Here is a 22,675-nt window from a genome sequence, read left to right on the forward strand (position 1 = left end):
GGAGGCATGACCGCGCCGATCGAGACGCTCTCTGCGCTGTTCCTGGCCGAGCTCGCGGCGCTCGACGCCTTCGCGGCGCGGCGCGAGGTCGAGGGGGGCCTCCTGCCCGGGCGCGAGGATCCCGACGTCCGCCGGCTCGTCGAGGCGATGGCCTTCTTCTCGGCGCGGACGCGCGCCGCAGCCGCCGCGTCGACGCGGGCCGCGGTGCGGCGCATCGCCGCGGGCACGCTCGACGACCTGCTCGCCCCTTCCCCCGCCGCGCTGATGGTGCAGGCCGTGCCCGACGGCGGCCTCGTGGAGCCCTTGACCCTGCCCGGCGGCGCGCTGCTCCGCGTGGCGACGCCGGAGGGCAAGGTCGGGATCTTCTCGACCGGCCGGGCGCTCGCCGTCCTCCCGATCGCGATCGAGGGCGCGGGCCTCGTCGAGGCGCGGCGCCGCCTCCGCGTGGTGATCCGGCTGCGCGCGCTCCGCCCCGTCCGAGGCGCGGTGGAGCTCGCCTTCCACGTGCGGCGCCTCAACGACTACCGCGCCTCGCTCGCGCTGCACGACGCGCTCGAGCAGCACGTGGCGCGGGCCTTCGCGGTGGCCGACGGCGAGGAGCGCGAGCGGCCGTGCCAGGTGGCCTTCGGCGCGGAGCCCCCGCGGCGGATCGAGGACGAGACCGGCGAGCCGGGGGCGCTCGCGCAGATCCGCTCGTTCTTCCACCAGCCGGAGCAGGACCTCTTCGTGCACGTCTCGGTCCCCGCGTCGCCCGCGCCGTGGGGCACGCTGGCGATCCACCTCGAGCTCGACGAGGCGTTCCCCGCCGACATGGCGGTGACGCACGACGCCTTCCACCTCTTCGTGGTGCCCGCCGTGAACGCCTGGACCGATCTCTCCGCGCCCATCCTCTGCGACGGGACCAGGGACAGCTACCCGGTGCGCAGCCCGAGCGCGGTCCTCGAGGGGCTGGAGCTGCAGGGCGTGCGCGGGGTCTACCGGATCGGGGATCGCGGGATGGTCCCCATCCTCCCGGCCGCGCTGGCGCAGGAGGGAGACACCTACGAGATCGAGGACGACGGCGAGGCGGGCGAGCCGCGGCTGCGCCTGTGCCTCGCCGACGCGTTCGAGCGGCCGGCCAAGGTGCGGGTCGACGCGCGCTGGTCGCAATCCGGGCTGTGGTCGTCGGCGGTGGGCCGGGTGTCGATCGCGCCGCAGACGCGGCACCTGCCGGCGGTGGCGTTCCGCGCGGCGGGGCCCGTGCGCCGGCCCGCGGAGAGCCCGCTCGCGCGCGACGCCGCGCGCTGCCTCGACGTGCTCTCGCTGCGCATGCGGCCCGCGCTCGACCGGCGGGATCTCGTGGGCCTGCTCGAGATCCTCGGGACCGGCGGCGACGGGCCGTACCGGGGGGCGCACGCGCTCCTCGACGCGCTCGAGTCCTCGGAGGCGGCCGATCCGGCGCGGCGCGCGGGCGGCATCCGGCGCGTCTACCGGCTCTCCCTGCGGCGGCGCAGCCCGGAGGACGCGCCGCTCACGAGGCGGCTCGCCGCGCAGGTGGCCGAGCTGCTCGACGCCTGGACGGAGGATCCGGTCGACGTGGAGATCACCACGGGCGCGGACGAGGCGCGGCGGGCGCTGCCGGCCGGCGGAGGAGCGCGCGCGTGACCCCGCGGCTCTGGGCCGAGCTCGTCGCCGCCCACGAGGACGCCTCGCGCCTCGTCGCCGCGGCGTTCGCGGACCGAGCGAGGGCGCCGGACCTCGCCGTGCTCCGCGCCCGGCTCCGCCGCCGGCTCGACGAGCTGCTCGCCGCGCTGTCGCCGCCGCTCCCCGAGGAGCACGCCGTCGCCGCGCTGGTGCCGCTGGTGCTCCTGCTCGACGAGCTGGTCCAGGGCCGGCTCGCCCGGGTCGCCGCGGGCGCGCCGCCCGCGTGGCCGGAGCTGCAGCGCGACCTGTTCCCCGACGGCGACGGCGGGGACGCGTTCTACGAGCAGGCCGCCGCGCTCCTCCGCCAGCCCGACGCGCCGCCGTTCGTGATCGGGGCCTACCTCTTCTGCCTGCAGGCCGGCTTCCAGGGGCGCCTCGTCGACGATCCCGCGCGGATTCCCCAGTGGAAGGCGCGGCTCGCGGAGCGGCTCCCGGCGGCTCCTCCCCCCGGGGCCGAGCCCGCGCCGGTCGCCTTCCGGAGGGCGCGGCCGCGGTCGTTCTACGCCCTCGCGGCGATCGGCGCCGTCGTCGCCTGGCAGGTCGTCCTTTTGGCCTTGACACGTGCGATGTGGTGGATTGGCGGGTGATGTCGGAGGGGCCCGAGCCGAAGCTGCCAGCGTCTCCGCTGCTCGCGCGGTGGAACGCGACGGCGCCGCGCGCGGCCGCGCCGCCGCCGCGCCCGTGGCTGGGGAGGCCGGCGCCTGCCGCCGCGGCCGCGCCTGCCGCGGCCGCGCCGGAGCCGGCCGTGCCGGAGGCGCCTGCCGCGGCCGCGCCGGAGCCGGCCGCGCCGGAGGCGCCCGCCGCGGCCGCGCCGGCGCCGGCCGTGCCGGAGGCGCCCGCCGCCGCGCGCCCGGAGGGCGCAGCCGTGTCCGCCGTCGCGCCGCCCCCCGACCCCGGAGCGCTCCTCGCCGCCATCGAGGACGCGGTCGACGCCTGCGCGCCGCCCGGAGCCGCCCGCGCCGCCCGCGCGATGCTGGCGCCCCTCCGCGCGGCCCTCGGCGCGCCCGCCGCGGAGCGCGATCCGGCGGCGCTCGCGCTCGCCTTCGAGCAGGCCGAGGAGGTCCTCGAGGCGCTCCTCCTCCCGGCGCAGACAGCGCCCGCCGCGGAGGGGTGATGGCGCTGTCACCTGAACCTGGAGACGGGAATAAATGCCAATAATTCCCTATGCTTACTCCCTTCGGGCGAGCTCCCTCCGGCCCGAGGACGGCGGCACGACGCGGCGGGGGACGGCGGCGTGTCGCGGGCGATCGCGGGGCTCCCGGCCGTGAGCCCCTGGCTGATCGCCGCGATCGCGGTCCTCGGGCTCGCGCTCGTGATCATCGCGGTCGTGCTCCTCGTGCGGCAGCGGCGCCGCGCGCCGAGGGCGCCGGAGCCGCCGTCGCTCTCCTCGGTGTGGGGGCGGTTCGTGCGCGGCCTGCCCGCGAGCGCTCGGCGCGACCCGGTGGTCGTGGTGCTCGGCGAGCGGCTCGCGGGCAAGTCCCGGCTCGTGCACGCCGCCCTCGAGCAGGGCGGCCGTCCTGCGCTGGTCGCGCCGAACGCGCCGGAGGACCCGCGCCTCACGCTCTACGCGGGGCGGAACGCGCTCGTGCAGGAGATCTCCGGCGAGCTGCTCGAGGACGTCCGCCCCGAGGCCCGCGACGCGCTGGGCGCGCTCTGGGGCCCGGTGGCGCTCGAGGCGCCGCTCGTCCTCGCGGTGCTCGACGTGCGCGCGCCCTCGTGGTCGCCCGGCGGCCTCCGCCGCCTGGGCGCGCTGGTGCGCGACAAGGTCGACCTGCTCACCGCGATGCGCGGCAGCCCGCCGCGGGTGCGCGTGTGCCTGACCCACCTCGACGAGGGCGCCGAGGGCTTCACCGAGCTCGCCGCGCTGGCGCGCGACGCCGGCCACACCGCGGCCCTCGCCCCCGGCGGCCGCCTCGCGCCCGAGCTCTCGGCCGCGCTCGCGCCGCTCGACGCCCAGCTCTACCCGGGGCTCCGCGCGCTCCCCGCCGCGCCGATGGGCCGGCTCACCCGCTTCCTCGCCGGCGCCGGGCCGCGCCTGCTCGCCGAGCTCGCGCCCTTCCTGGAGCCCTTGCTGGGCAGCCGGGCCGGCCCTGCCGCGCCGTCGCTCGACGGGATCGTCCTCGCCGGGGTCGCGGAGGGCGGCGAGCCCGACCTGCTCGGCGACGCGCTGGCGATCGAGGGCGCGGCGGTCGAGCAGGACGCGCGCGCGCTCGACCGGCGGAGGAAGCGCGCGGCCGTCGCTGCGGCCTCGGTCGTGGCCGCGCTCCTGCTCGGCGTGCACGCGTGGCACGGGGCCGCGGTCGACCACGCCGGCGATGCGGTGCGCCGCTTCGAGGCCGAGGTGAAGCGCGCCCGGCGGGCGCCGCAGCGGAGCTGGACCACCGACGCCCCCGCCCGCGAGGCGGAGGCCGCCGCCGCCGACGCGCTCGGCGCCGCGCTCCGCCCGCTCTGGCCGCCGCTCCGCGCCGCGTTCCCGGACGGCAAGCGGGACCTGGCCCGCGCCTTCCTGCAGGGCATCCGGGACCTCTACCTCGTGCCCGCGGCCCAGGGGCCCGACCGCACCCGGCGCGTCTACGCGCTGTCGCTGCTCTACGCCTCGCGCGACGACGCGCTGGGCAGGCGCATCCTCCGGGCCCCCGAGGCCTGGGCCGCGGGGCTCGACGTCCCGGCGCGGATGGTGACCGACTACCTGGCGTGGAGCGAGCGCCCGTATGCGGGCGCGGTGGCGCCGCCGGCGTCGGACGGCGCCGAGGTCAGCCTCGACGACTGGCAGCGGTGGCTCGAGAAGCTCGAGGCGGCGATGCAGCGCGACACGATCGCGCCGGACGAGCTCGCGGCGCTCCAGGACGCGGGCCAGGCCCTGTCCGGCTCGGCCGACGGCGCCCTCGAGGCGCGCTCGCTGGAGGACGTGATCGAGCTGCTCGGGGAGGCGCGCCCCGGCGAGATCGACGCGTTCCTCGGCCGCGGCGCGGCCGAGCAGCGGGCGCCGCGGTGGGTGAGCGAGAACTGGGACTCGCTCGAGGCGCTGCTCGGGATGGTGCAGCGGGCGAGCCTCGACGTGCCCTCGGCGCAGGGAAAGAGCGTGCGCAAGGCGCTGGACGATCTCGCGGCGCTCGGGCGCGCCGATCCCGGCGAGGCGGATCTCGCCTACCCGGTCGTCATCGACGGCCGCCCCGCGCGCACCTACCGCGCGAGCGCCTGGTCGACCCTGGTCCTCGCGAGCCGCGCGGGCCGGTACGCGGACGCCTTCGTCGGCGACGTGCGCGCGACCGGTCGGTCACCCTTCTTCGTCCGCTCCACGGACTACCCCGCCGTCGGCGCGGGCGGCCTCCGGCTGCGCGGCCCCACGAAGAGCCTGCCGGGGACCTTCACGGCGAGGGCCGTGCAGGCCGAGGTGAAGCCGGCCCTGCTCGCCCTCGACGCCGCGCTGGACGGCGCGCGCGTCCCCGAGGACAGCCGCGCCGCGCTCACCGGCCTCGTTCGCGAGGAGCTCGCGCGCTACGCCGCGGGCTACCGGTCGGCGCTGTGGGATTACGTCGGGAGCTTCCGGCTCGACGTGACCTCGCCCGCGGGCCTGCGCGTGGATCTCGAGGACATGGTCGGCCCCGCCTCGTGGTTCACGGACTTCTGGGCCACGGTCGCCGAGAACGCGAGCGTCGATCCCGAGGGCAACGCCGACCTCGGCGCGCTCGCCGAGGCCCTCGCGCCGTTCCAGCCCGTCGTCGCGGTGATGACCGGCGAGAAGGGCAAGTACCCGGCGCTCGACAAGTACTACGCGGTGATCGCCCCCATGCTGCCCTCGCTCGACGCCGCGGGGCCGGCGTCGCCGGGCCCCGCGGGCGCGCCGCTCGAGGATCGCCTGCCGCCGATCGGCAAGCTCGGCGTCGCGGTGCTCGACGTCGACGAGCCCGCGCCGCTCGGCCAGGTGAACGCCTGGCTGGACGGGGCGCGCGTCCTCGACAAGGCGCTGCGCCAGCCCTTCCTCGCGCCTGTGGAGCTCACCTACGCGCTCGCGCTGCAGAGCGTGGAGCGGACCGTTCAGGACGCCTGGCGCCTGGAGATCCGCCCGATCGTCGCGCCGCTGCTCGGCCGGTTCCCGCTCGATCCGCGCGCCGACGCCGAGGTGTCGCCCGACGAGCTCCTGGCCGCGGTGGGGCCGAAGGGGACGTTCCGGACCGGGCTCGACCAGCTCCTCTCGCCGGTCTGCAAGCGGGGCAGCGGCGGCGCGCGCGCGCCGAAGTCGCCCGCTGGATTCCGGGCGGTGAAGGTGCCTGGCGAGGCGATCGAGCTCTCCAGCTGGGCGGACGGCGTCGCGGCGGTGCTCTGGGACGACGGCGGCAAGCCGAGGCCGATCGCGATCCAGGTGCGCCCGCAGCCTCTGCCGGAGGTGCGGCGCGGCGCTCGGACCGTCGCCACCCGGGCGTTCCTCCGTTCGGGCGAGGCGACCGTCTTCGGCTTCAACCAGGCGCCCTCGTGGCAGCCCCTGCCGGTGGCGTGGTGGACGTCGAGCGCGGCGGGCGTGGGCCTCGAGCTGAGCTCGCCCGACGGCGACGATCCCGTGCTGCGGACGCTCGAGGGCGAGGGGAGCGCGTGGCGCTTCTACCGGCTGCTCTGCCGCGCCTCGATGGCGCCGGAGGGCGCCGTCACCTGGCCCTTCGATCCGGTGATCGGGTTCGACATCCAGCCGAATCCCTGGGCGCTGATCGTGCCGCCCGAGCACCGCGGCCGGCGCTGCGTGGCGCTGGTCGCCCGGAACTAGGCAGCTCGAGGGTGGCGAGGAGATACTCGGCGGGAGCATGAAGCGGCCGGCCTTGCGCGCAGTACTCGGGGTGTCTCTGGGGGTCGCGGTCGTGGGCTGCGGCTCCGCTCAGCGGCAGATCCAGCTGACCATCCGCCCCTCGACCGACATGAACGAGTCGCGCTCGTGTTATGTGCTCGCCCGCGCGATCGACGACAAGGCGTTCGCCACGGAGTCGTATGACGACGTGGCCGCCAAGGCGATGGCGCCGGACGAGTCGGTGCTGAGCTCGATCGCGGTGCTGCCTGGGGTGGAGCAGAAGGTGACGCTGCCGGTGCCGGAGAAGGGCCGGATCGCCGTCTACGCGCTGTACCGGCAGCCGGCGGACGACTCATGGCGGCTGCTCCTGCTCGCGACGCCGCCGGAGAAGATGGAGCTGAGGCTGATGCGGGCGCGGATGTGCTGGGCGAGCGAGGACAGGTCGAGGGGAGCCGCGGGAGCATGCGGGACGGGAGGAGAGGGGAGGAGGTAGGCCTGGGGCGACAAACGGGTTGAACCTGCCCGAGGTGAGCCGATTTTCGAACCGCCAAGTCGCCAAGGACGCCAAGAAGAAGACAATGAATGTCTTGGCGTCCTTGGCGTCTTGGCGGTTTATTTCTCGCTCGATCGACGCGATCGGTGTTCTAGGCTCATTCGTCGAGCCGGCGGAAGATCTCGAGGAAATTCGAGGGAATCGCTTTGTCCTTCCTGACGGCGCCGTGGATCGCGCGCCAGAAGGGGGTGGGCTCCTTGTTGCGATGCTCGATGAGCACGCGGATGTCGGCGTGCGCGAGATCGAGGAAGGGCAGCTTTGGCTTCTCCTCTATCGATAGATGACCGCGGCGCGTCGACGACTGGCCCTGTGGTACGCGGAAGTCGCTCTTGGTATCCGGTTGCTTCAGGGTCACTTTGCCGGTCAGGCTGGCATTCTTGATGGCAGCCTCCAGGATTGCCTTGACCGTGTCGGTCTCCTCGGTTCCATGGGGGAAGACCTGGAACAGCGTGTCGAGCGGCGTCTTGATGTTGGGCGTGAGTTTGTCGCGTAGCTCGGTCTTGACGTCGCCGACGTTGCGCCCGGCGAAGTGGAAGAAGAAATGGGCGATGGTCCGCAGTCCGTTCTCCGCGATCGGTTTGTGCGTGGACTGCGCGATGTGGGGGATGAGGTCGATCTGCTGCTTCCGGTCAAGGCGAAGAAAGCGGCCGATCGGGATCGTGTGGGAGATGTGGATGTTGTCCCAGCGATGTTTGTCAACCTTGTAGGAGCCATGTTCGACTGGCATGTAGCGCGCGATATGCTCCGGCCAGCCGGGCTGCGGCGCCCATCGCACCGTGCACCTCCGCCCCTCGATCACCGTCTCGACGGTCCACGGCTCGCCGAGCTTGGAGGCGCTCATGGTCTTGAGGATGCCTTCGACGCAGTCAGCAGAGAGGAGGCGAGCGATCCGGCGCGGTCCGATGCGCACCTCGATGGCAGGCCATTCCGGCGTGTTGTCGAACACGATATCGAGCGCGCGCTCCTCCCGGGCACCCTGCCACGTCAGGTAAGCGACGGTGACCGGTTGGTGCCAATGCGCCCTGACCCACCGGATGTCAGCTTCGGTGGCTTTGCCTCGGATGAAGGACGGACCGGGCTCGAGCTCGATACCGATCTGGGAGATCGTCTCGACAGGGAGCACCGGGGAGGTCACGACGAGCGGGTTGATCGCGAGGTCGCCCACGACGGCGAGCACCTCGGCGAGGGCGTAAGCGCCGAGGGGAACGGGCTCGTCGACGCTGTAATCGATCTTGTCGTCGAGGTAGTCCTGATGGAGAAGTTGCTGGTTTTGTCGCCTTTCGAGCCAGCGATCAAGAATGCGGAGCGAAGCCTCCTTATCGCCGATCTCGTGCCGGATCGCTTTCATGGTGACCCGCGGTACGTTGGAGCCATGCACGTCGGCGAGCGAGATCAGATCGGACCAGTGCGATAGGCGATAGCGTTGCGAGACGCTGTTGAGGACGAGCTCGATGTCCTTCTTGCTGAACACCTCCCCGAGCACCTTGATGTCCTCGACGGAACCTAGATGGCCCATGAGGCTGCGGAAGATCTCATCCGCGCGCGTGCTCTCGATGACGGCGAGCCCTTCCTCGTCGATCTTCGGCTTGCTCTCCTCGAGAATGCGTTTCGCGTCGATCAACAGGCTGCGGACTTCGGTGTCGCTGGAGACCCGCTGCACGACGGTGGCGGGGTGCGGTCGGCTGACGCCCGCGCCCTGCGCGACGGTGGCAGGGTGCGGAGGCTGCGGTGGGCGACCACGGGGCAGCTCGACCTTCCGCGAAGCGTTCCGATGGCCTGGCGACGTGATCCAGGGATCGTACAGATTCACCCTCACGCGGGTACAAGTTTGCCGCCGCCGGGACCGCGCGCGTCATGAGCGTCGGTACAGCTGGGCGCTCGGCCTCCGGGCTGTAGAAGCGGCCACGCAGGCGACCGGACCCAGGTCGAGGCCACCGACCCAGGTCGGGCTGGCCGAAGCCGAGGACGACGGCGAGCGCTGCTGATCGCGGCGCGCCTCATCCGGCGGGCCGCAACGGCGGGCCGCCCTCGATGCTGCAGAGACTCATGATCTCCCTGGTGACGGCGAGCGCGCGGTCCGTCGCCTTGGACACGAGCCTCAGCGCGGCGTCGAGCTCCTCCTGGTTCTCGAAGATGTGCTGGAGCCGCCCGCCGATCCGAGCCATCTCCTCGTCGGGGAAGCGCTGGCTGAGCTCCTCGTGCAGCTTGCCGATCTCCACCCCCGAGTCGAAGGTGAGGCTCGGTCGCGAGCTCGACTCGTCCTGTCCGAGGGCCCTCGCGAGCGCCCGCATCGCGCCCGCCAGCGCCTCCTCGATCTCGCGCGCGAAGCCGCCCGCCCTCCGCTTGTCGGCGGCCTCGCGCTCCAGCCGGACCAGCTTCGCCCGGGCCTCCTCCAGCTCCGCCGTGCGCTCCCGGACCTTCTCCTCCAGCGCGCCGTACAGGCGGCTGTTCTCGATCGAGAGCTCGCCGGAGCTCGCCTGAGAGGCCTTCGCGATGGTCGCGAGAGCCAGGTCCTCGCCGGGCCCGGGGCTCGCCGTCCGCCGCGCCGGCCTCGCCGACTCCATCGCGGCGGCCCCCCGCGGCGCGAGCTCCAGGTATTTCCCATGGAGCTGCGCGACCTTGGCCTCCGCGCCCCACCGCGCGTAGCCATGGGCGGCGTCGGCCATGTACATGCGCGCGATCTTCGTCCGGCCCTTCGCCAGGTGGAACCTCGCGGCGAGCTCGTTCGAGAGCGCCTCGTGGTGCAAAAACCCGCTCTCCTGAGCGGCCTTGATCGCCGCCTCGTAGAGATCCGTCGCCGCCGCGTCGTCCCCCGAGGCGCGCGCGCGCTCGGCGGAGATCAGGAGATGCTTGTGGCGGAAGTTCTCCGGGCAGCTCTCGGCCCACGCCGCGACGTCGGCCGCGCGGCGCGCGATCTCGCTCGCGCAGCGCGCCTGCTCGTCGCCCGGCGCCCTCGACGGGTAGAGCGCCAGCAGGATGAGGCTCGCGTAGAACGGGACCTCGGTCGACATCCACATGTTCGCCAGGTACGGGCGCAGCGGCTCCGCCAGGGCGATGAGCGCGAGGGCGCGCTCGTGGTCGCCGTAGAGGAACGCGAGCTGCGCTCTCTGGATATGATAGAACGCCGCCATGAACTCGTGGTTCGGCGCGCCCAGCGTCGCGCTGAACTCGTCCTCGTCGAAGACGCCGTCGCTCAGGGTGTGGTGACCCAGCGTGCAGCCGCGCAGGTTCGCGATCATCTGCTTCGACGAGGTCACGATGAGGCCCGACATCACGTCGCTCGTCCGCTGCAAGAACGGGAGGGACCGCTCGATCTCCTCGGACACCGCGCCGAGCGCGACGCCGTGGCTCAGCCGGTTCGTGATCCCGTGCAAGAGGGAGTAGCTGGCGAACTGGAGGTCCCCCGCCTCGCGCCCGGCCCGGTGCGCCTGCGCCAGGTAGGCGAACGATCGCCGGAGCGGCTCCCGATAAGGAGAGATGAACACCGCGAAGCTCGACTTCACCTTGGACGACACCACGGCGCAGCCCATCTTCTCGTCGAGATCCATCGCGAGCCTGCCGAACTCGTACGCTTCCGCGTATCGGCCCTGCTCGATCAGGACGATCGCGTAGATCAAATAGCCCCAGGCGGAGACCTCCGAGTGGCCGTGCTCGAGGGAGATGTTGGCGTGCTTGACGCACACGAGGGCGTGGAGGGAAGGGTTCGCGCCGAGGATGGCGGCGCTCACGTTCGTGAGGATCGTCAGCGCGGCCTTGTGCTCGGGGCTCTTGAGCGCCGGGGCGTCGAACAGGTCGGTGATCTGGCGCCCCGCCAGGTTGCGCGGCACCTATACCAGGTTGAGCCGGTTCTGGGACTCGGCCGCCCCGAGCTCGGGCACGGGCGGCTGGGGGCCGATGACGAGCTCCAGCTCCGGCATCAGGTCGACGAGGACCTGCCCGCTCTGGCCGAGGGCGGTCGCGAGCTTGCGCCGCAGGCGCGAGAGCGCCTCGCCGCGCTCGGTGAGCAGGTGCCGGACGAGGTCCCGGAACGCCTGCGCCAGCGAGGCGTAAGGGACGCTCCGGTTGAACTGGTCGAACTTGCCCGCGATGAAGCGCGCTCCCCGCTCGGCGATCGCCCGGTGCAGCTCGCTCACTACCGCCGATTTGCCGATGCCGGCGTGACCGGAGATCAGCGCGAGCTCGGCGGCGCCGCGGCTCGCCCGCTCCCACGCCGCGAGGAGCGCCGCGATCTCCGCGTCTCGGCCATAGAGCTTCTGCGGGAGGAGCAGCCCGTGACCGCGATCGTACCGGCCGAGTTGAAAGGGGGTGACCCGGCCGGTCGCCTGGAGCTGCTCCAGGCACTCGCGCAGGTCGGCCCTGAGCCCGTCCGCGCTCTGGTACCTGTCCTCCGCCGTCTTGGACAGGAGCTTCACCACGATGTTCGAGACCGCCTCGGGCACGCCGGGGGCCCGCTCGTGCGGCGGCGTGGGCTGCCTGGCGACGTGGCTCTGCACGAGCTCCAGCGGATCCGTCGCCGGGAAGGGCAGCTCGCCGGTCAGCATCTCGTAGAGCGTGACGCCGAGCGAATACAGGTCCGTGCGGTGATCGAGGGCTCGATTCATCCGCCCGGTCTGCTCCGGTGACATGTACGACAGCGTCCCTTCGAGCGAATCGGGGCTCGCGGCCCGCTGGATCTCCTGGGAGAGGCGCGTCGCGATGCCGAAGTCGACCAGCTTGATCTGCAGCGTCTCCGTGTGGACGAGGATGTTCTGCGGCTGGATGTCCTTGTGGATGATGTGGCGCCGGTGGATTGCGTCCAGGGCATCTGTGACGGAGTCGGCGATCTGGAGCGCGGCCCTCAGGCTGAGGCGCTGGGCCTGGAGGATGTCGCTCAGCGGCTGTTCCTCGATGCTCTCCGTGACGAGCGCGAGGCTCGCGCCCACCCGTTCGAGCCCGTAGGCCTTCACCACGCCCGAGAGATCGAGGTCCCTGGTGATCGCATACTCGTGGCGGAGCTTGGCGATCTGCCGGGAGGTCGGGGTTGCGCTCCTGAAGAGCTTGATCGCGACGGACGCCCGGTCGACGTTCCGGTATCCGCGATAGATGACAGTCTCGACGCCGCTTCGAATTTCCTCCGTCGTGGTGTAACTGCCCATCATTTTTGCATAACACCCGCACACCACGTGGGTAAATGGCTTCCACACGGGACTGTGATGCGCCCAACGCCGGTTGCTGCGCGGCGGGGCGCGTCGAGGGGACGCCGTGGAAGAGCGAGGCCGGGAGGAATCGAAGGGGCTCGGCGGCGCGGGAGCGCTCCACCCGCGGCCGGAAGGGCCTGCGCGGGGGCGGCTACGACGAGGAGGTTACGTGCCGATAGGACGGCGGTTCGACGCGAGCGGCGAGGGAGGTCGCCATCACTCCCAGCCGGACACGCCGTTCGTGTCGCGCAGGATGGCGTGGACGGCGTGCACCTCACCGCCGGACATCTTGATCATATGCATGTCCAGATGCCCGTCCGTCATGAAGTCGAACATGGTGAGACCGACGGCGATGCCGCGCACCTCGTCGGCCAGGATGACGCGCGGGATGAAGGTGCCGCCGGACCCAGGAGCGCCGGCGCTGCAGGAGGCTCCGGCGCGGCAAGAGAAGTTGCCGCCCCCGTTCTCCAAGCGCTTGCAAGCTCCCGTGACGTTGCAGACGCCGGAGGGGAACGCGCGGAAGTACTTGTCGATCCAGCTCGTCAGCTCTTGCCGGGTGGCCCGCTCGGCCTCCGGGACCTCGTCGTGCCAACCGATGTCGTCCGCGATGGCGATGATCGCGGCGGGATCCGAGGCGACCGCGAAGGAAGCCGTGTAATCGCCCGGGCGGACGACGATCGTCTCGATCTCCGTCATCTTCGAACCTTCCACCTTGATGCGAAGGGCGACGGGAAGATCCCTCCCGCCTTCCGGGATCACCGCCTGAGCGGCGGCGCTGCACGCCTCGGTATCCAGGGCACGCTGCGAATGCTTCACCTCGCCAGCGTTCCTCCAGAAGTCCGTCGTGCCGATCTCGGCCTGCACGGCGTTTTCGGTGAACTTCACGCCTCCTGCCAGGGGTAGGCTGGAAGGATCCCCGGCGGCGAGGGCGGCGAAGTAGTCGTCCAGGAGGCCATCCAGGAGCTCGCGCGTGCAGTCGCCACCCGGAGCGCCGCCCGACCCCGTCGCTCCGCCGGTGCCCGCTCCGGGTCCACCGCCGCTGGAGGTGCCGCCGCTCGGCCCCGCCCCGCCGGTCGACGTCGCGCCGCCGCCGGTGCCGCCCGATGAGGCGCCGCCGGTCTCTTGCGGCGCGCCGCCGGCGCCTCCCGCGGAGCTCTGGCTGCCCGAGGCTCCACCGCCTCCGGTGCCTCCCGTGGCGTCACCGTCTTCGCCAGGGCCGCAAGCGCCCAGCGTCAGGGCCAGGGCGACCCCGAGAGAGTGGAATGCTCTATGATTCATGGGTTACCTCTGCGCTCGATCAAAGCTCGCCGGTGAGCGTCGGCGGTGTCCAGTCGATGTGGTCCAGGTGGTTCGGCTTGTTGGGCAGGTCCGTGGCGAAAGTGCCCGTCGTCGCGGCGTCGTTGCCCATCAGGAACTTGTCGATCATGGCGTTGAGGGATGCAGTGTACTGCGAGCGCCAGCTGCAGTGGCTCCCACCTGCGCCCGTGTAGGCCATGTGGTCTCCGACGCCGAGCGCCTCGAAGATCATCTTGCCGACGTTGGCGGTGACCCACGCCGAGTTCCGATCGAGCCCGTTGTACATGGTGCTCGGGTTGTCCACGATGTAGAGGCCGCGTGGAGCGATGAGGCCCATCATCTCGTGCATGTCGACGGGCAGCTTGTTCGTGTTGTCGGCCCCAGCGTTATTGCCCGTGGTGAACTGACCGAGCGCCACCTCCGAAAGCCAGCGGACGTAGCTGATGCCATGATAGGGCCACTCGGAGCCGCTGTAGCTATCGAGCACCTCGACGAGGCGCAGGCCGACCGTGCCCCCGAGACCCGACTCCACCGGGATGGTCAAGGCGATGCGGTTGTCGAGCGCGCCGGCGACGAAGGCGCCCTTGCCCCAGCGTGAGCAACCCGTCACACCCACCCGGCGCGGATCGATGACGCCGGGGTTCTGCTCCAAGACGTCGAGGACGCGGCTGATCTGCCAGGCCTGCGCCGTGAGGTAACCCGCGGGATGGTCCGAGCCGTACACGCTGTAGAACGGCCCGTTCTTCGCGCCGCTGCCGCCCGTCGACTCGACCGCGGTGAAGGTGATCGTCGCGACGCCTCTCGGGACTGGCATGCCGCTCAGGCCGCCGTAGCCGATGATGGCCGGGGCCGGCGCCGTCGCCCCGTTCATGTTCACGGTGAGGTTGAACGAGGCGCTGCCGCCGCCATCGTTGACCTGGACCGTGATCCTGCTGTCGCTCACGGTGCCGGACACGGCGCCCTCTGCCGGGACGGGCTTGTCGCCGTAGATGAACTTGTACGCTTGCTGGAGGATCTCTTCGCGCCGGCAGGCCCACTCGCTCCTGTCGGCGATGCGGGTGCCGTCCATCTTCTTGAAGGGGTCCGGCAGCTTCGCGTTCGCCGTGAGCGAGGCGACGCTCGGCATCGGTCCGACGGCGCACCCGGCTCCAGGGTTTTCCACCTCGCCCCACTCGGCGCTTCCGGCGTCGCCGCCGCCACTGCCGTCGGTACCACCGGTTCCCGGCGCTCCGCCCGTCCCGACTGGGCCCCCACCACCGCTGCTGCTGGCTCCGCCCGTCGTCACGCCGCCGCCCGTCCCGGTCGGGGCACCGCCCGAAGAGGACGTACTGCCAGTGACCGTCGACGCCCCTCCGGTGCCGCTGCCGCCGCCGCCCCCCGTACCGACTGCAGAGCTTCCTCCTGAACCGGTGGGATCCGATCCTCCGCCTCCGGAGCCGCAGGCGGCGAGCGCCCAAGGCAGCGCTGCGAACAAGGCCAAAGAGATCGTGGGACGTGCAGTGCGTAGACGCATGTCGAGCGCTCCTCCTGAGGGGGTCGTGAAGCAGGATCCCGCTGGGGTCGGGCGATGGGATTGCGGACGAGGGCCCGACCCGCGAGTGTCGCTGACGTTATTCCCCACTTTGCCGATCGTCTCAAGTCGATTTTGTGTCATTTCGTGGTGTCCGCACGTTGCGCGCACCGCACTAGTGGACTTTTTTTAGCTCTTGTAAAATCTTGACTCTTGTGGAATCCGCCGGGCGTGCAGCCGGTGCGCAGCTTCGACGGCCTGCCACCGAACGAGCTCTCTGCGTCCTTTTCGATGGCCTCGATCCCTCCGGCCGCAGGTGGCAATCGTCCCCTTCGCCCACGCCAGGGGCCAGGAGCAGGCCGAAGCCGATTCCGTATTTGACGCTCGACGGTACGACGAAAGAAGCCTTTGGCTTCTACGCGCCCTCGGATTCGAGCGCCTTTGCGTGCTCGTCGACTGAGGTCAGCCCCGGGAAAGATCCGTCGGATCGCCCCTCGAGACCGAACGGTGATCGCGCGGATCACCTCGCCCTGGTGAGGGGCGATCCCGCGGATCGCCCCTCGGACCCCGCTGGATCTCGGCAAAGCGGGGTGGAGCCTCGCCGGCCCGGCCGTGCGCGCCCGGGCTGCCCGCGTGGAACGCCGCGTGCACTGACGCCTCGACCAGCGATCGCGCCGGGATCCAGGGCGCATCGCAACCACGAGGAGGGCATCATGGCTCGCAAGATCGCTGTGGGGGGTCTGTCGCTGGCGCTGGGGTGGATCGCGCTGCTGGGCGGGTGTCTCGTCGCCGTTGACGAGGGGGCGCTGACCGAGGCCAGCGCCGAGGACGCGGACGCGGTGCTGGTGTCCAGCGTCACCGAGGGGGACTATGTGATCCGCTCGGTCGCCACGAACAAGTGCCTCGACGTGCCCTCGGCCAGCACCGCCGACGGCACGCGGATGCAGCAGTGGACCTGCAACGGGACGAACGCGCAGAAGTTCCACATCTCCCCGACGACCGACGGCTACTGGAAGATCGTCAATGTGAACAGCGACAAGGCCCTCGACGTGCGCGACGTGAGCGCCGCGCCGAACGCGGTCATCCAGCAGTGGACGTACGGCGGCGGCGCCAACCAGCAGTGGAAGCTCGTCCATCGCGGGGGTAGCCAGTTCAGCATCCACGCGCGCCACACCGATCAGGTCGTCGACCTCGCGTGGGGCAACGCCGCCGACGGGACGGATATCCTTCAATATCCCTACGGCGGCACGACCAACCAGCGCTGGACCCTCGACAAGGTGAGCGGCGGCTCCTCCACCGGTTCCGGCGCCCGCACCCTCACGATCGTCAACAACTGCTCGGCGCCGATCTGGATCGCCCACTCGACCAACGTGCAGGGCCCGCAGAACGTCAAGCTCACCCGGGGCGCCGCGTACACCTACGACGTGCCGGACGGCGGCATCAGCGCGACGCGCTTCTGGCCGAAGACCGGCTGTGACGAGGGCGGCCGCAACTGCACCACGGGCGACAGCGTCGCCCCTTGCCCGGCCGGCGGCTGCCAGCCGCCGATCGAGTCGAAGTTCGAGGCCACCTTCGCGCCCAGGGGCAGCGCGGACCAGACCTGGTACAACCTCAGCCAGGTGGACGGCTACACGCTGCCCTTCAAGGTCGCCCCCAAGGGCGTCGGCGCCGAGCAGGGCAGCTGCATCACCTCGGACTGCTCCGGCCTGTCGCTCGCGCTCTGCCCCGGCGACGAGGATCTCGGCAACGGCCAGTTCCCCGCGGTGGCGCACCAGGATCTCCGGGTGCGCGACAGAAACGGCGTCGTGGTCGGCTGCATGGCGCCCTGCAAGAAGTGGAATTACCCGGCGCCCTGGGGCCTGGGGCAGCCGGAGAGCGCCGATCCCGGGCTCCACCTCTGCTGCCCGACACCGATCGATCCGGCCACGGGCCAGTGCACGGCCGAGAGGGGGTGCATGACGTCGGACGCGTGCCGGAACACCGCGGATCCGCGGAGCGTGGAGCACACGGACTACGTGGTCCGGATGCACCAGATGTGCCCCACCGCCTATAGCTATGCGTACGACGACGCCGCCGGGCTCCACGCCTGCTCGTCGGAGACGAGCTTCGAGGTCACCTTCTGCCCGTGATCCGCGCCAGATCGATCCTCCGGCTTCAGGGCTGGAAGCGCCGGCGAGGCCAGGTCCGGCAGGCGACCGCTCCGAGCGCCGGGGCCGCGAAGGCCATCTCCCGCTGATGAGGCGGTGCGCTCCTGGCCGCCCACGGCCGTGACGCCTCCCACGGCCGTGACGCCTCCCACGATCGCCAGGCACAATGTTCCCGCCGGCGCGCTGGCACGGACGATGCTCCCAAGCGGACGTCGTCCCGGCCACCTCGTCCGCGTGGGGCGGGTGACCGACGGGACACGCGTGCTCCACGAACCAGAGGGGTGCCCATGTTTGGTCCGCTCGGAGAGTCCCCGAAGCCGCTGCGCTTTGCGCCGGTCGACTTTGACACCGTGCGGGAGAACCGCGGTTGGTTCCTCGCGATCGGCGTGGCCTCGATGGTGCTCGGGGTGCTCGCGTTCCTCCTGCCCTTCGTCGCCTCTCGGGTCACCGCCATCGCGCTCGGCTGGTTGATCGTGCTCGCCGGCGTGGCCGAGGGCTCTCACGCCATCCAGAGCCGCGGCTGGGCCGGCGCCGGCTGGGAGCTCGTGAGCGCCCTGGTGCAGGTGGCGTTCGGGCTCCTCCTCGTGCTCTTCCCGATGACCGGCAAGCTCGCGCTGATGGTGCTCGCCTCGGCGTACTTCGTCGCCGAGGGCGCGCTCAAGCTCATCCGCGCCTATCAGCACCGCGGGCTGCGGGGCTCGGGGTGGCTCGTGTTCGACGGCATCCTGGCGCTGGGGCTCGGGATGCTGATCGTCACGGGCGGCGTCACCACCGCCGCGAGGGTGCTCGGCTTGCTCGTCGGAATCAGCCTCCTGACCGGCGGCACGTCGATGATCCTGATCGCGGTGGGCGGCGCTCGCGTGCTCCACACGCGACCGTGAAGGAGGCGGCCTCCGCGTCGCGCAGAAGGGCACACCCCTTGCTGGGGTGGGAAGCGCGAAGGCCAGGTTGGCAACCCGGACACACTCTTTGGTCATGTCGAAAGCAAGGAAGCTCATCGAGGCCCTCGCGGCAGGACGCTACGACGCTCGTCTGCGAGGAATACGGAGGGTGTGCGCCGTGCAGCTCAGCGACGACGAGCGCATCCTCGTCGAGATCGCCGACGGGTCGTTCGGAGTCGCGCCCGAAGGCGCGAGCGAGGACTGCCAGCTCTCCTGCTCGCTCGACGATTTCCTGCGGATCGTTCGCGGTGAACAGAGCCTGATCACGGCGATCATGCAGGGCCGCGTCGGCGTGCGAGGAGACCTGGGCGTCGCCCAGATGTTTCAGAGCGTCTTCTCCCCGAGGGACGACCAGACGCCAGAAGCGACGCGCTGAGCCGCCGTCGTCGGAGGGCCCATGGAACGGCAAGTGAGTATTCTGGACGGCGGCACGTTCGTCGTCAGCGATCCGCGTGGCAACATCGAACACTCCGTCAACCGGCCGCTCGGCCTCTTTCACCTCGATACGCGCTTTCTCTCCGAATGGATCCTGACGATCGACGGCATCGTCCCGGCCGCGCTGTCCACCGACGACGTGCAGTACTTCCAGGCCCAGTTCTTCCTCGTCCCGAGGCCTGCCGCGATGTACGTCGAATCGACCCTCTCGATCGTCCGGAGCCGGTTTGCGGGCGATGGCTTCCACGAGGACCTCCTGCTCATGAACCACGGCAAGGATCTCGTCGAGCTCGAGGTCCGCATCCAGGCCGCCGCCGATTTCGCCGACCTGTTCGAGGTCAAGGACATGCTCCCGAAGAAAGGCGAGCGCTATCACCGTATCGAAGACAATCGGCTCGTCCTCGGCTATCGACGCGAGCGCTTCGTGCGCGAGACGTGGATCTCCGCCTCGCAGCCCGCGCAGATCGATCCGGACGGCCTGACCTTTCGGGTGAGCATCGAGCCGCACGGCCGCTGGAGCACGTGCCTCGACGTCGTGGCGGCGATCGACGGCCTCGAGGAGCGGCACACCCGGGTGAAGTACGCCCACGGCGAGCGCCACGCGCGCCCGAACATCGGCATCAGCCTCGAGAGCTGGATCGACCACGCACCACGGCTCCTCACCTCGAACGAGACGCTCGCCCGGACGTACGAGCGGAGCCTCATCGACCTGGCCGCGCTGCGCTTCTTCTCCAAGCTGATGCCGGACGCCGCCATTCCGGCCGCTGGTCTGCCGTGGTTCATGGCGGCCTTCGGCCGCGACAGCATCATCACGAGCCTGCAAGCGTTGCCATTCGTCCCCGAGCTCGCGCGCTCCACGCTCCGCTATCTCGCGCGCCGCCAGGGCAGCCGCCGGGACGACTTCCGCGATGAGGAGCCGGGGAAGATCCTCCACGAGGTTCGCTGGGGCGAGCTGACCGCCTTCGAAGAGCGGCCGCACTCTCCCTACTTCGGCGCTGCCGACTCGACGCCGCTCTTCCTGATCCTGCTGGACGAGTACGAGCGCTGGACCGGCGACGCGGAGCTCGTCCTGTCGATGGAGCACTCCGCGCGCGCCGCTCTTCGATGGATCGACCAGTGGGGCGACCGGGACGGCGATGGCTATGTCGAATACGACACGCGCAACCCCGAGACCGGCCTGGAGAACCAGTGCTGGAAAGACTCGTGGGACGCTATCGTCTTTCATGACGGATCGCTCGCGCCGCGGCCTCTCGCGTGTTGTGAGATCCAGGGTTACGTCTACGACGCGAAGGTGCGCAGCGCCCGGCTCGCGCGCGAGCTCTGGCGGGACCCCGAGCTGGCGGCGCGCCTGGAGCGAGACGCGGTCGAGCTGAAGCGTCGATTCAATCAGGACTTCTGGCTCGAGGATCGCGGGTTCTTCGCGCTCGCGCTGGATGGCCGGAAGCGCCGGGTCGACTCCTTGGCATCGAACATCGGCCACTTGCTCTGGAGCGGTATCGTCGAAGCATCCAAGGCCGAACGAGTGGTGGAGCACCTCCTCGGGCCCCATCTGTTCAGCGGCTGGGGGGTGCGTACCCTGGCCGACGACGAGGGCGGGTACAATCCCATCGGATATCACGTGGGCACGGTCTGGCCGCACGACAACTCTCTGATCGCGCTCGGGCTCCGGCGTTACGGCTTCAGCGTGGAGGCCGGGCGTATCGCCACGGGCAACCTGGCCGCGGCTCCCTTCTTCCACTACCGCTTGCCGGAGGCGTTTGCCGGGTATCCACGAGAGCTCACCAAGTTCCCGGTCGAGTATCCGACCGCGTGCAGCCCGCAGGCCTGGGCCACCGGAGCGCCCTTGCTCTTTCTGCGCGCCGTGCTCGGGCTGGAGCCGATGGGCAATCGGCTGTTCGTCGATCCGGCGGTCCCCGCCGAGCTCGGGGAGATTCGACTGCTCGACATCCCCGGCCGCTGGGGCAGGAGCGACGCCTTCGGTCGAGCGCGCCCGGAGCCGGGGCTCCGGGCGGCGTGATTCGCCATGGACTCGCAGGATCCGGGCCGGTAGCGTCAGGCTGCGCTGCGCGCCTCGGCGGGGCGCTCCGGCGGCGCCATGAACTCGGGACCCACCGGGTCGCGCACGGCTCCGGTGAGCACGGCGTCGATGTGGGCGCGGGCTTCGTCGTCGAGGCTCCATCCCATCACATCGTTGATCGGCGCGAGCTCCTCCGGCCGTCGAGCTCCCCAGAGCGCCACCGAGACACCCGGGTGGTCGAGCACCCAGCGCACCGCGAGCGCGAGCACGCCCCGCGCGTAGCGGTCGCGCGCGAATCGATCGAGGCCCCTTACCGCGTCGAGGTACTGCGTGAAGCGTGGAGGTTGAAACTTCGGATCGGTCCTCCTGAGGTCGTCCCCCTTGAACGCGGTCTTCTCGTCGATCGCGCCGCTCAAGAGCCCGCGGCAGAGCGCGCCGTACGTGAGCGTGGCGATCCCGTTGTCCCGGCACCAAGGCAGGATGTCCCCCTCCGCCTGCCTCTCGAAGAGGTTCAGCGGCGGCTGCGCCGAGGAGAGCGGCGCGACGGAGCGGAACCGCTGCATCGCGTCGATCGAGTAATTGGAGACGCCGATCGCGCGGATCTTGCCTTCACGCTGGAGATCGAGGATGGCCTGGGCCGTCTCTTCGTAAGGCGTTTGTGGATCCGGCCAGTGAACCTGATACAGATCGATGTAGTCGGTGCGCAGGCGCATGAGCGAGAGCTCGACCTCCTCCAGGATCTGCTTGCGCGTCCCGTTCCGGAAGAGCGCGTCGCCGCGCCGCTCGAGGCCCACTTTTGTCGCGAGGACCACCCGCTCGCGCTGGCCCCGCTCGGCGATGGCCCGTCCGACGACCTCCTCGGAGTGCCCGAACCCGTAGGCGGGCGCGGTGTCGATCAGGTTGATCCCGAGGTCGAGCGCCGCGTGAATCGTGCGGACCGACGCGTCGTCGTCGGCGCCCCCCCATTGAACCCCGCCCATGGCCCAGGTCCCTAGGCCGACCCGGCTCGCTGGAATCTGTATTTCACGAATGTTGGTTAGCTCCATGCGGCATCTCCTTACGAGTCGGGCTCGACGCGCGACAGGTCCAGCAATTCCCTTCAACGCATCCGCCATACCCGCCGGCGCCGGCGAGACGGCGGGCTCAAGCGGCCATGAGGTTCACGGGCGACATCGGCTCCTGTCCGGACAGGACGCGAACGACCTCGCTCGCCGCAAATCGTCGGACGAACTCGATCGACTCTTCCGAGTAGTAGGCGGCGTGGGGCGAGATGACGACATTCTCGAGCGAGAAGAGCGGGCTCGTCGGCCTCCAGTCCTGGCGCTTCGCCGGCTCCTCGGCGATATCGTCGAGCCCGGCCCCCGCGATCCATCCCTCCTCGAGCGCCCGGTACAGGGCGCCGTCGTCGATGATCGGACCACGGGCGGTGTTGACGAGGATCGCCGTCCGCTTCATGCGCCGGAGCTCGCGTTCCCCGAAGAGACCACGGGTCCCGCGGGTCAGCGGCGCCTGGATGACGAGGTAGTCGGAGCGCTCCAGGAGCTCGTCGAAGGACACGGGGGCAGCGCCGGCGGCGCGGATCTCGTCCGTGTCGAGGAAGGGGTCGTGCGCGGCGACGCGGACACCGAAGCTCGCCATCCTCGCGGCGATGTTTCGGGCGATCGCGCCGAACGACAGGAGCCCCAGGGTCGCGCCCCGCATCCGGTGGATCGGCCGGCCGTCCTGCCAGGACCAGGATCCACCGCGCGTGGCACGATCGTACGCGGGCAGCTTGCGGGCGAGCGTGAGCAAGAGCGCCACGGCGTGGTCGGCGACCTCGTCGGCGCACCAGTCGTTCGGCGCGTTTGTCACGCGGATCCGACGGCGGGTCGCCGCCGCGACGTCGACGGTGTCGACCCCGGTGCCGTACCGAGCGATGACCTGGCAGCGCCGGAGCCCCGAGATGGCTCGCCCCTTGACCTCGGCGTACTGCGTGAGCACGCCGACGGCGTCGCGCGCGACGGCCACGACGTCGTCCTCGGTCTTGCACTGCGCGGCGACCACCTCGAAGCCGGCCGGTTCCACGAGAGAGCGCTCGATGTCCACGTCGCCGAAATCGTAGTCCAGCACGACGACCTGCCCCGTCCGTTCCATGCTCAT

At 71.1% G+C, this 22,675-nt stretch carries 16 protein-coding genes; 9 read left to right on the plus strand and 7 right to left on the minus strand.

Features of this window, described 5'->3' with window-relative positions:
* The first annotated feature begins 6 nt into the window (after positions 1-6).
* The 5 genes from NQZ70_RS05950 to NQZ70_RS05970 all read left to right on the plus strand — a co-directional run bounded on the left by NQZ70_RS05950 (position 7) and on the right by NQZ70_RS05970 (position 6,953).
* Positions 7-1,644, plus strand: a complete 1,638-nt coding sequence (locus NQZ70_RS05950; RefSeq protein WP_129573353.1) for a type VI secretion system baseplate subunit TssF — start codon at positions 7-9, stop codon at positions 1,642-1,644.
* Positions 1,641-2,270: a DotU family type IV/VI secretion system protein gene (locus NQZ70_RS05955; protein ID WP_165373807.1), complete on the plus strand. Its 630-nt coding sequence runs from the start codon at positions 1,641-1,643 to the stop codon at positions 2,268-2,270. The genes NQZ70_RS05950 and NQZ70_RS05955 overlap by 4 nt, the downstream gene beginning before the upstream one ends.
* Positions 2,270-2,797: a hypothetical protein gene (locus NQZ70_RS05960; RefSeq protein WP_129573354.1), complete on the plus strand. Its 528-nt coding sequence runs from the start codon at positions 2,270-2,272 to the stop codon at positions 2,795-2,797. Before NQZ70_RS05955 ends, NQZ70_RS05960 begins: the two co-directional genes overlap by 1 nt.
* A gap of 120 nt (positions 2,798-2,917) precedes the next feature.
* The gene (locus tag NQZ70_RS05965; RefSeq protein WP_129573355.1) at positions 2,918-6,442 is read left to right on the plus strand and encodes a hypothetical protein; all 3,525 of its coding nucleotides are present in this window, start codon (positions 2,918-2,920) and stop codon (positions 6,440-6,442) included.
* A 52-nt stretch (positions 6,443-6,494) separates the two neighbouring features.
* Positions 6,495-6,953: a type VI secretion lipoprotein TssJ gene (locus tag NQZ70_RS05970; RefSeq protein ID WP_165373808.1), complete on the plus strand. Its 459-nt coding sequence runs from the start codon at positions 6,495-6,497 to the stop codon at positions 6,951-6,953.
* A gap of 157 nt (positions 6,954-7,110) precedes the next feature.
* On the opposite strand, the gene NQZ70_RS05975 is transcribed toward NQZ70_RS05970, so the two are convergent.
* From NQZ70_RS05975 to NQZ70_RS05995, 5 genes are all read right to left on the minus strand, one after another.
* Entirely contained in the window at positions 7,111-8,823 is a 1,713-nt protein-coding gene (locus tag NQZ70_RS05975) for a hypothetical protein (protein WP_129573357.1), read from the minus strand.
* 187 nt (positions 8,824-9,010) lie between these two features.
* A complete protein-coding gene (locus NQZ70_RS05980) occupies positions 9,011-10,840 on the minus strand; it encodes a hypothetical protein (RefSeq protein ID WP_129573358.1) in 1,830 nt (609 codons plus the stop codon).
* The gene (locus NQZ70_RS05985; RefSeq protein WP_165373809.1) at positions 10,841-12,148 is read right to left on the minus strand and encodes a serine/threonine-protein kinase; all 1,308 of its coding nucleotides are present in this window, start codon (positions 12,146-12,148) and stop codon (positions 10,841-10,843) included. It lies immediately after the preceding gene.
* Between the two features lie 258 nt (positions 12,149-12,406).
* Positions 12,407-13,468: a hypothetical protein gene (locus NQZ70_RS05990; RefSeq protein WP_129573360.1), complete on the minus strand. Its 1,062-nt coding sequence runs from the start codon at positions 13,466-13,468 to the stop codon at positions 12,407-12,409.
* 19 nt (positions 13,469-13,487) lie between these two features.
* On the minus strand, positions 13,488-14,648 hold the full coding sequence (locus NQZ70_RS05995; RefSeq protein WP_237245076.1) for a PE PGRS family protein: 1,161 nt from the start codon (positions 14,646-14,648) through the stop codon (positions 13,488-13,490).
* A gap of 1,061 nt (positions 14,649-15,709) precedes the next feature.
* Here NQZ70_RS05995 and NQZ70_RS06000 point away from each other — a divergent pair.
* The 4 genes from NQZ70_RS06000 to NQZ70_RS06015 all read left to right on the plus strand — a co-directional run bounded on the left by NQZ70_RS06000 (position 15,710) and on the right by NQZ70_RS06015 (position 20,536).
* Positions 15,710-17,125, plus strand: coding sequence for an RICIN domain-containing protein (locus tag NQZ70_RS06000; protein ID WP_129573361.1), 1,416 nt, complete (start codon positions 15,710-15,712; stop codon positions 17,123-17,125).
* 305 nt (positions 17,126-17,430) lie between these two features.
* A complete protein-coding gene (locus NQZ70_RS06005; protein WP_129573362.1) occupies positions 17,431-18,024 on the plus strand; it encodes an HdeD family acid-resistance protein in 594 nt (197 codons plus the stop codon).
* 94 nt (positions 18,025-18,118) lie between these two features.
* Positions 18,119-18,460, plus strand: coding sequence for an SCP2 sterol-binding domain-containing protein (locus NQZ70_RS06010; RefSeq protein ID WP_129581173.1), 342 nt, complete (start codon positions 18,119-18,121; stop codon positions 18,458-18,460).
* A 21-nt stretch (positions 18,461-18,481) separates the two neighbouring features.
* A complete protein-coding gene (locus tag NQZ70_RS06015) occupies positions 18,482-20,536 on the plus strand; it encodes a glycogen debranching N-terminal domain-containing protein (RefSeq protein WP_129573363.1) in 2,055 nt (684 codons plus the stop codon).
* A gap of 35 nt (positions 20,537-20,571) precedes the next feature.
* Here NQZ70_RS06015 and NQZ70_RS06020 read toward each other — a convergent pair whose 3' ends face one another.
* On the minus strand, positions 20,572-21,582 hold the full coding sequence (locus NQZ70_RS06020; protein ID WP_129573364.1) for an aldo/keto reductase: 1,011 nt from the start codon (positions 21,580-21,582) through the stop codon (positions 20,572-20,574).
* A 97-nt stretch (positions 21,583-21,679) separates the two neighbouring features.
* A complete protein-coding gene (locus tag NQZ70_RS06025; protein WP_237245077.1) occupies positions 21,680-22,675 on the minus strand; it encodes a C-terminal binding protein in 996 nt (331 codons plus the stop codon).

Origin of the sequence: Sorangium sp. So ce836 (genome assembly GCF_028553905.1) — a bacterium.
Lineage (GTDB): Bacteria > Myxococcota_A > Polyangia > Polyangiales > Polyangiaceae > Sorangium > Sorangium cellulosum_D.